At 70.8% G+C, this 14,973-nt stretch carries 15 protein-coding genes; 13 read left to right on the top strand and 2 right to left on the bottom strand.

Features of this window, described 5'->3' with window-relative positions; genetic code table 11:
* The first annotated feature begins 728 nt into the window (after nucleotides 1-728).
* On the top strand, nucleotides 729-1,280 hold the full coding sequence (locus tag ZF1_RS28580; protein WP_482638847.1) for a M23 family metallopeptidase: 552 nt from the start codon (nucleotides 729-731) through the stop codon (nucleotides 1,278-1,280).
* A gap of 26 nt (nucleotides 1,281-1,306) precedes the next feature.
* Here ZF1_RS28580 and ZF1_RS28585 read toward each other — a convergent pair whose 3' ends face one another.
* Nucleotides 1,307-2,023: a cytochrome c biogenesis CcdA family protein gene (locus ZF1_RS28585; protein WP_482638848.1), complete on the bottom strand. Its 717-nt coding sequence runs from the start codon at nucleotides 2,021-2,023 to the stop codon at nucleotides 1,307-1,309.
* Between the two features lie 78 nt (nucleotides 2,024-2,101).
* Here ZF1_RS28585 and ZF1_RS28590 point away from each other — a divergent pair, with 78 nt between their 5' ends.
* From ZF1_RS28590 to ctaD, 12 genes are all read left to right on the top strand, one after another.
* Nucleotides 2,102-2,788 carry an ABC transporter ATP-binding protein gene (locus ZF1_RS28590; protein ID WP_482638849.1) on the top strand — a complete coding sequence of 229 codons (687 nt, stop codon included), beginning with the start codon at nucleotides 2,102-2,104 and terminating at the stop codon, nucleotides 2,786-2,788.
* On the top strand, nucleotides 2,785-3,462 hold the full coding sequence (locus ZF1_RS28595) for a heme exporter protein CcmB (RefSeq protein ID WP_482638850.1): 678 nt from the start codon (nucleotides 2,785-2,787) through the stop codon (nucleotides 3,460-3,462). The genes ZF1_RS28590 and ZF1_RS28595 overlap by 4 nt, the downstream gene beginning before the upstream one ends.
* Nucleotides 3,459-4,229 carry a cytochrome c biogenesis protein CcsA gene (gene ccsA / locus ZF1_RS28600; protein ID WP_482638851.1) on the top strand — a complete coding sequence of 257 codons (771 nt, stop codon included), beginning with the start codon at nucleotides 3,459-3,461 and terminating at the stop codon, nucleotides 4,227-4,229. The genes ZF1_RS28595 and ccsA overlap by 4 nt, the downstream gene beginning before the upstream one ends.
* The gene (locus ZF1_RS28605) at nucleotides 4,226-4,348 is read left to right on the top strand and encodes a hypothetical protein (RefSeq protein WP_482638852.1); all 123 of its coding nucleotides are present in this window, start codon (nucleotides 4,226-4,228) and stop codon (nucleotides 4,346-4,348) included. The genes ccsA and ZF1_RS28605 overlap by 4 nt, the downstream gene beginning before the upstream one ends.
* Entirely contained in the window at nucleotides 4,345-4,791 is a 447-nt protein-coding gene (locus ZF1_RS28610) for a cytochrome c maturation protein CcmE (RefSeq protein ID WP_482638853.1), read from the top strand. Before ZF1_RS28605 ends, ZF1_RS28610 begins: the two co-directional genes overlap by 4 nt.
* A complete protein-coding gene (locus tag ZF1_RS28615) occupies nucleotides 4,788-6,773 on the top strand; it encodes a heme lyase CcmF/NrfE family subunit (RefSeq protein WP_482638854.1) in 1,986 nt (661 codons plus the stop codon). Before ZF1_RS28610 ends, ZF1_RS28615 begins: the two co-directional genes overlap by 4 nt.
* 34 nt (nucleotides 6,774-6,807) lie before the next feature.
* Entirely contained in the window at nucleotides 6,808-7,263 is a 456-nt protein-coding gene (locus ZF1_RS28620) for a cytochrome c-type biogenesis protein (RefSeq protein WP_482638855.1), read from the top strand.
* Nucleotides 7,260-8,054: a tetratricopeptide repeat protein gene (locus ZF1_RS28625; RefSeq protein WP_482638856.1), complete on the top strand. Its 795-nt coding sequence runs from the start codon at nucleotides 7,260-7,262 to the stop codon at nucleotides 8,052-8,054. Before ZF1_RS28620 ends, ZF1_RS28625 begins: the two co-directional genes overlap by 4 nt.
* The gene (locus ZF1_RS28630; RefSeq protein WP_482638857.1) at nucleotides 8,051-8,680 is read left to right on the top strand and encodes a TlpA family protein disulfide reductase; all 630 of its coding nucleotides are present in this window, start codon (nucleotides 8,051-8,053) and stop codon (nucleotides 8,678-8,680) included. The genes ZF1_RS28625 and ZF1_RS28630 overlap by 4 nt, the downstream gene beginning before the upstream one ends.
* Before the next feature lie 112 nt (nucleotides 8,681-8,792).
* Complete coding sequence (locus tag ZF1_RS28635; RefSeq protein WP_482638858.1) at nucleotides 8,793-9,572, top strand: DUF3105 domain-containing protein; 780 nt, start codon at nucleotides 8,793-8,795, stop codon at nucleotides 9,570-9,572.
* Nucleotides 9,573-9,576: 4 nt separating this feature from the next.
* A complete protein-coding gene (locus ZF1_RS28640; RefSeq protein ID WP_482638859.1) occupies nucleotides 9,577-10,281 on the top strand; it encodes a DUF305 domain-containing protein in 705 nt (234 codons plus the stop codon).
* 686 nt (nucleotides 10,282-10,967) lie between these two features.
* Entirely contained in the window at nucleotides 10,968-12,722 is a 1,755-nt protein-coding gene (ctaD, locus tag ZF1_RS28645) for an aa3-type cytochrome oxidase subunit I (RefSeq protein ID WP_482638860.1), read from the top strand.
* Nucleotides 12,723-13,136: 414 nt separating this feature from the next.
* Here the strand turns inward: ctaD and ZF1_RS28650 are convergent, their stop codons facing one another.
* Nucleotides 13,137-13,934, bottom strand: a complete 798-nt coding sequence (locus ZF1_RS28650; RefSeq protein ID WP_345651138.1) for a transposase family protein — start codon at nucleotides 13,932-13,934, stop codon at nucleotides 13,137-13,139.
* Nucleotides 13,935-14,973: the final 1,039 nt, after the last annotated feature.

A 14,973-nucleotide genomic window follows, 5' to 3' on the forward strand; every position in this document is an offset into this window, starting at 1 on the left:
CTACGCGTGACGACGGCGAGGTTCCGCCGCTCCTGAGGCCACGACCGGCCGGTGGCCGCCGGTTCCGGGACGACGGCTAACCTCGACTGGTCGGAGGGAGTGCGCGTGCGGCGAGTCGCCCGGTGGTCGGCCGTGATCGCGGTCGTCATGCTCTCTGTGCTCGCTGCCGGGGTGCTCGGCGCCGGACCGGGGGTCACCCCAGGTTCTTCGATCGCGGTCGCGGCCGGCGAAGGTCCCCACGAGTGCCACGGTGCTCCCTTACAGGACATCGAGCACTCCGCCGCGTCCCCGGCTCGAGTCGCGGTACCCGAGGCGCAGGACGGCGCGGCGACCGCGCACCCGGTCTGCGTCCTACCCACCGTGTGGAGCCCGCCGGTATCCCTCGCGTCCGCTCGCGTGCCCGCCGCGGATTCCCGCGTCTCTACCGCCGACCTGCAGGTCTTCCGGATCTAGACCCGGCCGCGTGCCCGCATGCCCGCAGCCCCCGACAGATCCGGGATACCCGCATGTCGTCGTCCTGTCCGTCCGTGCCCCTCGGCCCGCCGGCTCCGCCCGCGGCGGCCGGCGGAGCCCTGTGCGCCCTCGCCGCCGGAGCTCTAGTGGCAGGTGCCCAGACCGCCTACGATCAGCTCGACCCCCCGTTGGTTGACGCAGGCGTCCGTCCGGTGGCGGCGTGGTCACTCCAACCGGTCGCGACTAACCCGGCACCTGCTCCGGCGGCCGGGTCGGTGAGTAGCGCCGACCTACCGGACGCGGCCCGGCCCGAGGCCCTGGCCGCACTCGCCAAAGGGGCCCGCATCGCGCAGGAGACGCAACGCCGTTCCACCCTGCTGTCCGACGCTCGCGCCGACGGCGCTCCGACCGCCGCGGTGTCCGGTGACGAGGCCACGGTGCAGCCCGTTCGGGGCCGGATCACCTCCACGGCGGGGCCACGGTGGGGCACCACGCACTACGGCCTCGACATCGCCAACAAGATCGGAACACCGATCTTCGCCGTCGCCGACGGCGTCGTGGAGAAGTCCGGCCCGGCGTCGGGGTTCGGGTTGTGGGTGGTGGTCCGGCATGCCGACGGGTCCCGCTCGGTCTACGGCCACATCAACCAGGCGTTCGTCGCCGCCGGCGAGCGGGTGTCGGCCGGGGACCGGATCGCCGAGGTCGGCAACCGGGGCCAGTCCACCGGCCCGCATCTACACCTGGAGATCCGGCAGGGCTCGGCTTCAGGGGACAAGATTGATCCAGTCGGGTGGCTGCGCGAGCGCGGCCTGGAGCTGACCGGATGAGGACCCCGGCGGCGCGGGAGCGAACCTCAGATCGGGGGCCAGCCGAGCCGCGCATAGCCGGCCAGCGCCCCTGCCATCAGGGTGGACCAGACCCCGCTGATCATCAGAGCGCCGGTCAGCACCAGCACGAGCCCGCCGCCGATCTCGATCTTGCGGGTGTTGCGCCGCAGCCACGCGAGGCGGTCGCGGCCACGGTCGAGGGCGCGGGCCAGCAACAGGAACGGCACACCGAGGCCGAGCGTGTACGCGACCAGAAGCAGCACCCCGGTCGCGAGCTCCCCCGACGAGGCCGCGATCGTCAGGATCGTGGCGAGGACCGGCCCGACACAGGGTGTCCAGCCGAGTGCGAACGCCGCACCCAGCCCGAAGCCACCGATCTCGCTCGATCCGGCTCGCCGCAGTCCCGGACGGAACTCACGGCCGAGCAGGGGGACGTGTACGAGCCCGGTCATGGCCAGCCCCAGCACGATGACGACCCCGCCGGCGAGCCGGGTGAGAACGTCCAGGTTCTGCCGCAGCAGCAGCCCCACCGCCGATGCGGTGAGCCCCATCGCGACGAAGACCGTACTGAATCCGATGACGAACAGAGCCGGGCCGCGCCCGCTCCGGCGGCCGTCACCGGTGCGCCCGGTTGCTCGGCTCGCATACGACACGTAGCCCGGCAGCAGCGGCAGCACGCACGGCGAGCTGAACGACACCACCCCGGCCACGAGCGCGAGGGCGACGAGGCCCAGAAGTTCCACAACGCCTCCGACGACGGCTGGGGGCCACACGGGGCCGAAACGCGAGATATGTCATCTTTTACGATACGTAGAAGCCCGGTGTCGTCGCGGATTGGGGCGGATGCGGTGAACCCCTCGGTGGTGGCCCGGCTCGACGCCGTCCGCGTCGACCGGCACCGGATCACGATCCTGCGTGACCTGAGCCTGGAGGTCGCGGCAGGAGAGGTCGTCGGCGTGCTCGGAGCCAACGGTTCGGGGAAGTCGACCCTGCTTGAGGTGCTGGCCACCCTCGTCCGGCCGACATCGGGCACGGTCGAGCTGTTCGGCCGCCGCCTCGACCCGGCCGGACGACGTGCGGTCCGGCCGCGGATCGGGCTCGTCGGGCACACCGCAGCGCTCTACGATCGACTCACGCTCGCCGAGAACCTGCGGCTGGTCGCCCGCCTGATCGGACAACCCGCCGAACGGGCGGACGCGGCCCTGGCCGAGGTCGGCCTCGAACGGGCCGCCCATCGCCCCGCGGTCGCGTGCTCGCAGGGCATGCGTCGGCGCGCCGATCTGGCCCGGGTGCTGCTCACCCGGCCCGGTCTGGTGCTGCTCGACGAGGTGCACGCCGGACTCGACCGTGACGCCGCGGCGCTGGTCGACGACGTCGTGCGCGCCGTCGCCGGCCGGGACGGGGGCGCGTGTGTGCTTGTCTCGCACGAGCCCGACCGGCTTTCCGGTCTCTGTGATCGGCGGGTCCGGGTCCGGTCGGGCCGGGTCGAGGCGGAGGAACCCGTATGAGTGCCGCCGTGCCGCCGTTGACCCAGGCGCTCGTCCTGGCGGGCAAGGACTTGCGCCTTGAGCGCCGCACCGGCGAGGCGTTCCTGGTCGTCGCGCCGTTCGGTGCCGTCGCGCTCCTGATGGTGCCCCTGGCCGTAGGGGCAGACACCCCGTTGCTGCGCATGCTCGGACCCGCTCTGTTCTGGGTGGTGGTGTTGCTGTTCGGGGTGCTTGTCACCGTGCGCGGCGGTGCTGTCGAGGGCCCCGCGCAGCGCGCGGTGCTGAGCCTCGCGGGGGTGACCCCGCGGGTCCGGCTCGCCGGTCGCGCGCTCGGCAACACGGTCCTGTTGCTCGGGTTCCAGGCTGTCATCGCGCCGGTCGCGCTGGTGCTCTACGCACCGGAGCCCACCGGCTGGGTGTGGCTCCTGGCGATGGTGCCGCTGGTCGCCGTCGGGCTCGGGACGCTCGGTGCGCTGGCTGACCAGGTCTCGGAGGGCCTTGCGGGGCGCGCCGCGCTGGGGCCGCTGCTCGTCGCCCCGCTCACCGTGCCGCTGCTGCTCGCGGCCACCGGTGTCCTCGATGCGGCCCGTTACGGCCGCCCGGCTTGGCCGTGGCTTGTCCTGGCCGTGACCGTCGATCTCGCCGCCGCGCTGCTGGCCGCGTGGTGCGCCCGTCATCTGGAGGATCCATCATGAGCACCACCGACCCGGCAGAGCCAGCGCCGGTGCCAGCGACCCCGCGGGCGGTGTTCGGCCGCAGGCTCCCGGCCGGCGCTGCGCTCGCCGTGGCCGTCGCGCTGACCGCCGCGCTGGCCTCGCCTCCGGACCGGTTGCAGGGCGAACTGGTCCGGCTGATGTATGTGCACGTGCCCGCCGCGTGGACGGCGTTCCTCGCCTACGGGGTGACGCTCGTGGCGGGGCTGGTCTGGTTGTGGCGGCGCACCGCGGTGTGGGACCGGCTGGCCGCGGCCAGCGCCGAGGCGGGGGTGTTCTTCACCGGTCTGGCGATCGCGATGGGTGCGATCTGGGGCCGCCCGACCTGGGGTGTGTGGTGGACGTGGGACGCCCGACTGGTCACGACCGCGCTGTTGTTCTTCGTGTACCTGGGCTACCTCGCGCTGCGTCGGGCGATCGATGACCCGGTCGCGCGGGCCCGCCGCTCGGCCGTGTTCGGGGTGGTCGCCTTCGCGATGGTTCCGCTCGTGCACTTCTCGGTGCTGTGGTGGCGGACCCTGCACCAGCCGCCGTCGCTGCTGCGGCCCGCCGCTCCCGCGATCGGCGGCGGGATGCTGGCCGCACTACTGCTGTCCGTCCTCGCCTTCACCGCGCTGTTCGTGCTGATCGTACGCACGCGTATGCGACTCGGCGCCGCCGACGCGGCGTTGGACGCCGCGGAACTGACCGGGCCCGGTCCCGTCGCCGGGGACGCGGTGACCGCGCCCCGGCCGGAGGCGACCCGATGACGGCCTGGGCGTGGGTGGCACTGGGCTACGGCGTCACCGCGACCGCGGTCACCGCCTACCTGAGCGTGCTCGTGGCGGCGGCCGCGCGGCTCCGCGCACGCGAACGGGGGCGCCGATGACCGCGGTCGACCCGCGCCCACCCGGGATCGTGCGTCGCTACCGGCTGCTGGGAGTGGCCGCGGTCGGCGTGCTTGCGGTCCTGGTCGGCGTGCTGCTGTTCGGCAACCTCAACGGCAACCTCGTCTACTACCTCGAGCCGGACGAGGCGCTCGCCCAGCGGGCCACGCAGTCCGAGGGCACCCGCTTCCAGCTCGGTGGCCTCGTCGCGGCCGACAGCGTCGTCGCCGACTCGGAGGTGGTCCGTTTCGAGGTCACCTCGTCGGCCGGTCCGGTCGGCGTCCGGGTGCCCGTGGAGTTTCGGGGAGCACCCGCTCAACTCTTCGGCGCGGGCGTCGGGGTGGTGCTGGAGGGTTCCTGGCAGGGCACGACGTTCGTCTCGGACTCGATGAAGGTCAAGCACGACGAGAACTATCAGCCACCCGACGACGGGAATCCGGCATGACGACCGCGATACCCGCGGCCGGATGGACGGGCCTGATGCTGGGGCTGGCGGGCTCGGTCGTGCTGGCGGTCTTCGGTCTTCTGGCCCAACGCCGACCCGCAGCCGTGCGACACCGGCAGCTGGTGGTCGGTGCCGGGTTCATGCTCGGCGGCTCCGTGCTGGCCATGGGCGCGCTGCAGGTGGCTCTGCTGACCGACAACTTCGCCGTCGCCTACGTCGCCGAGAACCACTCCCGCGCCACCTCGACGCTGTTCAGCATCACCACCGCGTGGGCCGCGCTCGAGGGCAGCCTGGTGCTCTGGGTGCTGGTGCTCTCCGGGTTCACCGCCGTGGTGACGCGCGGGGTCCCCGACACCGACGACCGGCTCGGCACCGGCGCGCTCGGCGTGCTGGGAGCGGTGGGCGCGTTCTTCTTCGGGCTCGTCGCGCTGGCGGGCAACCCCTTCGAGATCCTCGCCGACGTGCCCGCCGACGGCCCAGGACCCAACCCGATCCTGGCCGACCACGTGCTGATGGCGATACATCCGCCCCTGCTCTACCTCGGCTACGTGGGCCTCACCGTGCCGTTCGCGTTCGCGATGTCCGCGCTTCTCGGTCGCGTGCCGGGGGTCGAATGGCTGCACCGGACCCGCCGGTCGAACCTCGTGGCCTGGAGTTTCCTCACCGCCGGTCTCATCGTGGGGGCCTGGTGGTCCTACGAGGTCCTGGGTTGGGGCGGCTACTGGGCCTGGGACCCGGTGGAGAACGCCGCGCTCATCCCGTGGCTGGTCGCGACCGCGTTCCTGCACTCGGCCGTGGTGCAAGTCCGGCGTGGAATGCTGCAGTCCTGGAACTTCGTCCTGGTCCTGGCCGCCTTCGCGCTCACGATCCTGGGGACGTTCCTGACCCGCAGCGCGGTCGTGCAGTCGGTGCACAGCTTCAGCCAGTCCGACGTCGGGCCACCGCTGCTGGTGTTCTTCGTCGTCGTGGTCGTCGCCGGATTCGTCCTGATCGCCCTGCGCGCCGACCACATCGCCTCGCACGGCAGGCCGGAGTCACCGGCCAGCCGGGAGGGCATGTTCCTGTTGAACAACTTGCTGCTGAGCCTGTTCGCGTTCGTCGTCCTGCTCGGGACCCTCTATCCGGTCGTGCTCGAAGCGATCACCGACGAGCAGGTCTCGGTGGGCCGGCCGTTTTTCGACCGGATGGCGGTGCCGATCGGCTTCGGGCTGCTGCTGGCGATGTGGGCCGGCCCGGTCACGCCGTACCGGCACGCGTCCGTCGCGGTCGTGTGGGGCCGGACCCGTGTGCCGCTGTTGCTCGCCACGCTGGCTGCGGTGGCGGTGCTGCTCGCCGGGGTGCGTTCGGTCGGGATCGTCGCCGTCGCCGCACTGGCCACCGGGATCGCCGCGACCACGGCGCGCCAGGCGGTGGTGACCGCGCCCGCCCGGACCCCGGCCGGTGTCTGGCGGCTGGTCCGGGGCCGGCGTGGCTACTGGGGCGGGCAGCTCGCTCACCTCGGCGTCGCGCTGTTCGCGGTCGTGGTCGCCGTCTCCTCCGGGCTGGCCGACCGCAGCACGGTGAGCCTGGACCGGGGCGACTCGGTGATCTTCGCCGGCTACACGCTCACCTTCGACTACGTCGACGAGCACCAGCTGTCTGACCGGCTGGTCACTGACGCGCACATCACCGTGCGGGCCGGGGACGAGGTGCTACGGACGATGGCGCCCCGACTGAACAGCTTCCCGGGCCGCCCGCAGGCCGTCGGCAACCCAGACGTGTGGAGCACCCCAGCTCAGGACGTGTACGTCGCGCTCGGCAACCTCGAACCCGAGCAGGTCACACTGAACCTGTTCCGCTACCCGCTGATGTCCTGGATGTGGGTAGCCGGCGGGATGGTCGCGGCCGGCGGGTTCTGGGCGCTCAGCGGTCCGCGCCGCGGAGCCCGGAGCCGCGAGCCCGGTCCAACACGGGCTGCAGAACGGGTGAGCGGCGGTGCCTGAACCCGCCATCCGCCGCGGGTCGGCGGTGATCGGCGTGGCGGTCGTCCTGCTGTCCGGTGTCGTCGCCGTGGTACTGGCCCTGGCCCCGGCACCGGAGCGGGACCGGGTCCAGGATCTGGCCGAGCGGCTGCGCTGTCCCGTCTGTACCAGTGTCTCGGTCGCCGAGTCACCGTCGGAGACTGCCGTGGCCATGCGGCAGGTGGTCAGCGACCAGGTGGCGGCCGGGCGCAGCGATGAGGAGGTCGTCGCCTACTTCCGGGCCCGCTACGGCGACTGGACGGTCATCGATCCGCCGGCGTCGGGCAGCACTCTGCTGCTGTGGGTACTGCCTGTCGCAGCGGCGCTTACCGGCATTGTCGTTCTGCTGGCGCGGTCACTCCCACGACGGGGCACCGTGTTCGTGCCGCTGTCCGACGCAGACCGGGTCAGGGTGGATGCCGCAGTCCGACGGCACCGCGAGATGCCGGGCCACCAGGAGGTGGACCCATGAGCTCCCGCCGCGACCGCGAGATCGCCGATCAGGCGCTGAGCGACCTCGTCGAGCTGGAGGCCCAGGTGGTCGACGGCGAGATCGGCGCCGACCGGGCGCGCGAGCTGCGGCGGCGTTACGAGTCGGTCGCGGCCGAGGCGCTTACCGCGATCGACTCGCCGGACCCACCGACGGGCAGGCCCCGAACAGTTCGCGGCCCCCGGGCCTGGACTCTCGCGTACGTTCTCGCCGCTACGGTCGCCCTGGTCGCAGCCGTGGTGCTGTTGCCGGCGGCCGTGGTCGACCGGCCGGCCGGCGGCGCCGCCACCGGGATCGAGCCGATGGCCGGAGGACCCGGCGCGCCGCCGCCGATCGATCCGGCCGCCGTCGACGACGAGCAGCTGGAGCGGGTCGTGGCCGACAACCCGGACGTGATCGGGATGCGACTGGCCCTGGCCGACCGCTACGTCGCTGCCGGTGACTACGGCGCCGCGATGCGCCACTACGTCGAGGCCGCCAACCGACGCCCCGACGACGCGGACGTCCGCACTCGGCTGGCCTGGTTGCTGCTGCAGATCGGCCAGACCGGCCCCGCGCTGGAGAACGTCGACCGCGCGCTCGCCCTGCAGCCCGACTCGGCCGAGGCGGCCTGGGTCCGGGCGAACGTCCTGATCGACGGCACGGGCGACCCGCGCGGCGGCATCGCCGTGCTGGAGGGCCTCGCGACCCGCCCCGATCTCCCGGCGGAGTTCCGTAGCCGGGTCGAGGAGCTGCTCGCCGACACACGCGCGGCGGTCCGGGGGCCCCGGTGACCGCGCGGACCGCCCGGTGGAGCGGGGTCCGGATCGGCGCCGTGATCGTCGTGGTGATCGCGATAGGGGTCGGTGCGGTGTTCGGATGGCGCCTCGTCGACGGTTCCACCGTGGTGGACAGCCCCCTGATCGGGCAGCCTGCCCCGGCGGTCGTCCTGCCCGAGCTCGACGGCGACGGTGAGGTCTCGCTCGCGAACCTGCGGGGCCGGGTAGTCGTGGTCAACTTCTGGGCCTCCTGGTGTGTGGCGTGCCGGGAGGAGCACCCGGTCCTGGTGGAGGCGGCCCGGAGCTACCGGGACCGCGGGGTCGTGGTCGTCGGCGTCGACTACCAGGACTCACCGGCCTCGGCACGGGCGTTTCTCGACGAGCTCGGCCGCGGCGGCGACAACTACCGGTACGTCACCGACCCGGGGTCACGGGCCGCGCTGGATTTCGGGTTGTTCGGGGTACCGGAGACGTTCGTGCTCGACCGTTCGGGCGTGATCGCTGCGAAGATCACCGGGCCGGTGTCCGCAGCGTCGCTCGGCGGAGTCATCGACGCGGTTCTGGCCGGCGCACGGCCCGGCGCGCCGGCCCCGGGCGCGGTGCAGCCCGCGCGCGACGCCCCCTACCGGTCACCCGGATGAGGAGGATCGTGTTGCTGCTCGGTCCTCGTACGGCTGGTGGGCCGGCCAATAACCGCCAGGCGGCGTCCCTCGACTTGCGGGGCGTCGGACCACAGACGAACAGGATGTACGCATGGCTCGTGGCAACAAGCCTTCGAAAGGGCGACCGCCGTCGGTGGCCGCGGTCAACCAGCGCCAGGTTCCCTGGGGGACCGTCGCCGCGATCGTGGTCATCGTGCTGCTGGCCGCGGTGTTCATCGGCTATCCGCTGGTCCAACGCGGCCAGAACGCGCAATGGAGGCCGAGCGAGGAGAACCGCGACCCGTCACTGGCCATTCCGGGGATAGCCACGCAGGAGTACCAGGGTGGCCAGCACGTGCTGGGCGTCCAGCAGGTCGCGTACACCAACAGCCCGCCCTACGGTGGCGCGCACGACGGGTTCTGGGCCGCCTGCAACGGTGCGGTTTACCCGAATCCGGTGCGCAGCGAGAACCTCGTGCACTCGTTGGAGCACGGCGCCGTGTGGATCACCTACAACCCCGCCCAGGTCTCCGGCGACGCGCTGGAGTCGCTGCGCGCGCGGGTCGAGGGCCAGCCCTACACGGTGATGTCGCCCTACCCGGGCCTGGACTCCCCGATCTCGCTGCAGTCCTGGGGCCACCAGCTCAAGGTCGGATCGGCCGACGACGAGCGGATCGAGCAGTTCACCCGCTCGCTGCGGACCAACCGGTTCACCCACCCCGAGGTCGGCGCCTCCTGTGACGCCACCGGCCCGCAGGGCTTCGACCAGGACAACCCGCCGCCGTTCCAGCCGGCGCCGCCGCAGCCCGCGGTCGACCGGCAGACCGTGCTGCCGGAGAGCGAGGGTACAAACCCGGCGTCGCAGCCCGACCAGGGCGGGCCGGGGCAGTGATCGCGTGAGCACCGACCTCGCCGACTCCTCGACCCCCACCCCCGCAACCGGCGGGTCGCCCTGGCGTCACCCGCTGGTGGTGACGCTGGCGGTGCTGGCGCTGGCGGCCGTCGTCGTCGCCGGGTTGGCGGTCCGCGGGGTTTTCGGCCCCTATGTCCCGCAGTCCGGCTCGGTGGATGTCGGATTCGCCCAAGACATGAGCGTGCACCACCGCCAGGCGGTGGAAATGGCGTCCTGGGCGCACGAATACAGCAGCGACCCGCGGGTGCGGCAGCTGGCGTTCGACATCGAGACCACCCAGAACCGGCAGGTCGGGATTATGCAGGGCTGGCTGGGTCTGTGGGACGCGTCGACGCTGCCCACCGGCGGACACATGGCGTGGATGGCCGACGACATGAACCAGCCCGGCGACGCCATGGCCAGCATGAACGCCGACGGCTCGGTGTCCAGGATGCCCGGCATGGCCACCGCCGAGGAGCTAGCCCGGCTGCGGGCGACGCCGCCACCGCAGCTCGACGTGGTGTTCCTGCAGCTGATGCTGCGCCACCACGAGGGCGGCGCGTCGATGCTGCAGTACGGTCGCGACCACGCCGACACCAGCGAGGTGCGGAACCTGGCCTCGCAGATGCTCACCGCGCAGACCGCGGAGTCACAGCTGATGAGGTCGTTGCTGGCCGAGCGCGGCGCACAGCCGCTTCCTACGAACTGAAGGTGCGGCTCCGTACCCCGTCGCCCACGTCAGTGTTCTACGCTGTGTCGGAGGTCGACGGGGGTTGCCGACGAGACGGGACACAGAATGGTGCAGCGGGGTGGGGTCGCTCTGACCTTGCTGGTTGCCCTCGTGGGATTGCTGGCGCTGCATCCGCTGTCCTGGGCCGACGCGAGCCCTGAGGCGCACCCGGCGATGGCCACCGCTTCTGCCGATGCCTCATCGGTGGCTCCTACCGTTGGTGCCCCGGGTAGCGGCGCCCACACGGCGGGTTGCCCGGAATCGCCCCCGGACGGCCACGCCGCGCCGATCGCGCAGGTACGCAACGACGAGCACAGACCCGCTCAGATCGCGGTGGTCGTTCCCGCGCTTGAGCGATCGCAGCCGAGCGGCCCGTCGCCGACAGCGGCGCCCGCACCCACGGGATCGGTCCTCTCCGGTGCTCGACTTCTGATCGGGCTCGGCATCTCACGGACGTAGACGGGCCGGCAGCACTCGCCCGGCTCGGGTCTATGCCCGCGAGAGCTCGGCCGTGACTGCTGCGGTTCCGCCTGCGCCCGCCGCCCGCTGCCGACAGGCACCCCGGACTCGGTGCGCGCCCGCTCTCCCTTCTCCACGGGGCTCATCCCTGCCGTCGGTGGTGCCGGCCAGAGGGAGCTGGGCTCCGGCATCGAAAGGACCTCTCCATGACCCAAGTCGGCCCCCGGCCGGTGTCGGTGCGCACACACCCGCCACGCCGCAGCGGGAAAGGCTCCACGTTCCTGAAGATGCTGCGGACGACCGACCCCAAGGACATCGCGATCCTGTACCTGGTCACGTCGTTCGGGTTCTTCCTGGCGGGCGGCGCCATGGCCCTGCTGATCCGGGCCGAGCTGGCACGGCCGGAGATGCAGTTCCTGTCGACCGAGCAGTACAACCAGCTGTTCACCATGCACGGCACGATCATGCTGCTGCTGTACGCGACGCCGATCCTGTTCGGCTTCGCGAACTACATCGTGCCGCTGCAGATCGGCGCCCCGGACGTCGCGTTCCCGCGGCTCAACGCGTTCTCCTACTGGCTGTTTCTGTTCGGCGGCCTGATCGTCCTGTCGGGCTTCCTGACCCCGGGCGGTGCCGCCGACTTCGGCTGGTTCGCCTACACCCCGCTGTCGAGTGCGATCCGCTCGCCCGGGCCCGGTGCCGACCTGTGGATCATGGGTCTGGTCGTCTCCGGTCTGGGCACGATCCTCGGCGGCGTCAACTTCATCACCACGATCGTCTGCATGCGCGCGCCGGGCATGACGATGTTCCGGATGCCGATCTTCACCTGGAACATCTTCATCACCGCGCTGCTGATCCTGATCGCGTTCCCGATCCTGACCGCCGCGCTGCTCGCGCTGGCCGCGGACCGCCACCTCGGCGCCCAGATCTTCAACCCCGCCAACGGTGGCGTGGTGCTCTGGCAGCACCTGTTCTGGTTCTTCGGCCATCCCGAGGTCTACATCGTCGCGTTGCCGTTCTTCGGCATCGTCTCCGAGATCTTCCCGGTGTTCTCCCGCAAGCCGATCTTCGGCTACAAGGGCCTGGTCTTCGCGACGATCGCGATCGCGGCACTGTCGGTCGCGGTGTGGGCGCACCACATGTACGCCACCGGCGCGGTGCTGCTGGCCTTCTTCTCCTTCACCACGTTCCTGATCGCCATCCCGACCGGGGTGAAGTTCGTGAACTGGATCGGCACGATGTGGAAAGGCAAGATCACCTACGAGAGCCCGATGCTGTTCTCGGTCGGCTTCCTGGTGACGTTCCTGTTCGGCGGCCTGACCGGCATCCTGCTCGCGATGCCGCCGGTGGACTTCAACGTCTCGGACACCTACTTCGTGGTGGCGCACTTCCACTACGTGCTGTTCGGCACGATCGTGTTCGCCACCTACGCCGGCATCTACTTCTGGTTCCCGAAGATGACCGGCCGGTTCATGGACGAGACCCTGGGCAAGGTTCACTTCTGGCTGACCTTCATCGGGTTCCACCTGACGTTCCTGGTGCAGCACTGGCTGGGCAACGAGGGCATGCCGCGCCGCTACGCCGACTACCTGCCCTCGGACGGTTTCACCACCCTGAACACGATCTCCTCGATCGGTGCGTTCGTGCTCGGAGCCTCGACGCTGCCGTTCATCTACAACGTGTTCAAGAGCTACCGGTTCGGCCGGGTCGCCGAGCACGACGACCCGTGGGGCTTCGGGAACTCGCTGGAGTGGGCGACCTCCTGCCCGCCGCCGCGGCACAACTTCACCGAGCTGCCGCGGATCCGCTCCGAGCGCCCGGCGTTCGACCTGCACTACCCGCACATGGTCCAGCGAGCTCGAGCCGAGGCCCACGTCGGCAACCGGGCGCACCCGACCGAGTTCCTCGCCCAGGAGGTCGGCAAGGAGTCCATGCCAGACGACGACCCCAAATCCAACTGACCCCCCTTAGAGCTACCCGACCGGTACAGCGCGGCGCACCGACCGCGCCGCGACCGGCTCTGCAGGAACGGCCCAACGATCCGTCCGCGGCGGCTGACCGATGCCACCCGACACGTTCGACGTCCTCGGACCGGGGGCGCGACGGCAGCTGATGTCAGTCGAACGAGGTGTGCACGTGGTCCATGTGGTTGGCGGTAGTGCGTAGGCCGCCAACTCGGACGCCGGCGTTATCAGGTCCTCGACGTGCACCGTTTCGTCTTCGACGGCGCCGTGTCCTGCAACGAGCCCGACGCCAGCCGACCCGTCAGCCTCCCCGATCCTCGGCCCGCCTGACACTGCGGCCCCGGTCGCGGAGCCTGCCGCTCGATCCCCTCGAGAGAGCACGGAGAACTCAATGAGCCTTTGCCAACCTGATCAAGCGTTGGCGATCACGAGGGTCTGAACTGCGGCGATGAGTTCGTCGGCCCGGTTCGGGCTGGAGCGGATCTTGCGGAGGACTTTCCAGTTCTTCAGTTCGGCGTTGGCCCGCTCGCCCGGTCCGCGGCGGCGGGCGTGCGCGGCGTTGACCTCCTTCTGCGCCCGCGACAGCCGCCGGTAGCGGCCGGTGTCGGGGTCCTTGCGTCGCCGGCGCTGGGGAACCGCGACGGTCGGGCCGGCGCCCTGGTAGGCGGTGTCGGCTGCCGCCCGGATCTGGTGCTGGTCCAGAGCATCGATGATCCCGTGCTCGCGGGCGGCTCCCATGTCGTGTCGTGCACCGGGCAGCGGCGGGGAGATCCACACCAACCTGCCGATCGGATCGGCGATGACCTGCACATTCAACCCGTGGGCCTTGTGTTTCCCCGAGTAGAACGCGCGGTCGTAGCCGCCGGCCATGCCGACCCGATCGATCCGCAGCAGGGTCCCGTCGAGGATCACGAACGCCTTCCCGATCGCGACCTCGATCGCCTGCTCCAGGGTCGGGGCCATCGCGGCGAGCAGCCTGATCGCCTCGCGCAGGTAGCGGTACACCGTCGAGGTCCCGACGCCGAATCCACAGGCCAGATCCGCGTAGGTCTCGCCCTTGCGCAGGTGCGCGATCACCAGCAGGGCCTGGCGGCCCGGGGTGAGCTTGCGCCACCGGGTGCGGCGCTGGTTGCGGTGTGCGCGCAGCGCGTCGGACAACACGTGCAGGGCGCGGCTGGACACGGTCATCCCGGACGGGTAGGACAGCACCTTGAAGCTCCTGGTCAGGCGGTCAGATCTAGTCAATCGCCCGTCTACCAGGAGCTTCACCCATCTCAGGTCACGCCACGCCGGACACTCGCTGACCAGTACGAACACGAGGTTGGCAAAGGCTCACTGTCGTGCTTCGGCCATTCGAGGCTGTCAGGGTGAGTTTCGGAGTATTCGAGTCGGGAATCACGAACGCGATCCTGGTCGGAGGGATTGGCCCTGTTCCTGAAGTTGACCCTGGATATCCAACCATGTAAGTGTTGTTCAGGTGGTGCCAGCTGTTGGGGAGCTTGTCCTCAATGGGGACGCGAAGCTGTACACCGCTGGTTTCGATGTCAACCCAGGTGACAGGCGGACTGAGTTTGTAACCGTAGAGAGACAGTGACATCGCTATGAGTCGGTGTCCCGGCGGTGGGGAAAATGCTTCATCCGGATTCGGCGGTTCGACGGCTGCGACGAACCGGATATCGGTAACCGATAGAACGCTGGCGTCGCCTGCCGAGAGGGTGCCTTCGTCGGTAAACGGGAGTGAGGTCGACTTCCCTCCTCCTATTCCCCTGCTGACAGGCTCCCATGTTTCGTCCACGGAGGGTCCGCCGTATAGCGCCCCGCTCCAGGCACCGACCCAGTTCCGGGGGTCGGCAGTAGGCTCCGGAGTGGCCGGGGCGGGCGCCGGCGCAGGAGCTGCCGGGGGCGTCGCAGAGCAAGCCGTGACGGCCGCACATAGGCAGGCAATAACCAGCAAGAACGGCCGTCGCCCGCGGCCCTGCGCTGACCCCATATGTCCGAATACTAGGCCATGTGGAGTAGTCGTAGGGAGAGGACGCTGTCGGGAGCTTCGGAAACGGTGGCAGAAATGCCGCTGGCGCTCGCCCCATCTGGCCGGCCGGGATCCACGCGTGGGCTGACCTACGCCCACAGGGTGCCGCCGAGCGCGCCGCGCGTCATGGCGGTGGCCCTGCTCCACCCGGAGCCGCAGCGCCCGGGAAAGGTCCGAGTCCGGCGAACCCGTTGCTTCATATCGGCTGCAGCCGAAGCC

Source organism: Pseudonocardia sp. ZF1, assembly GCF_056835605.1.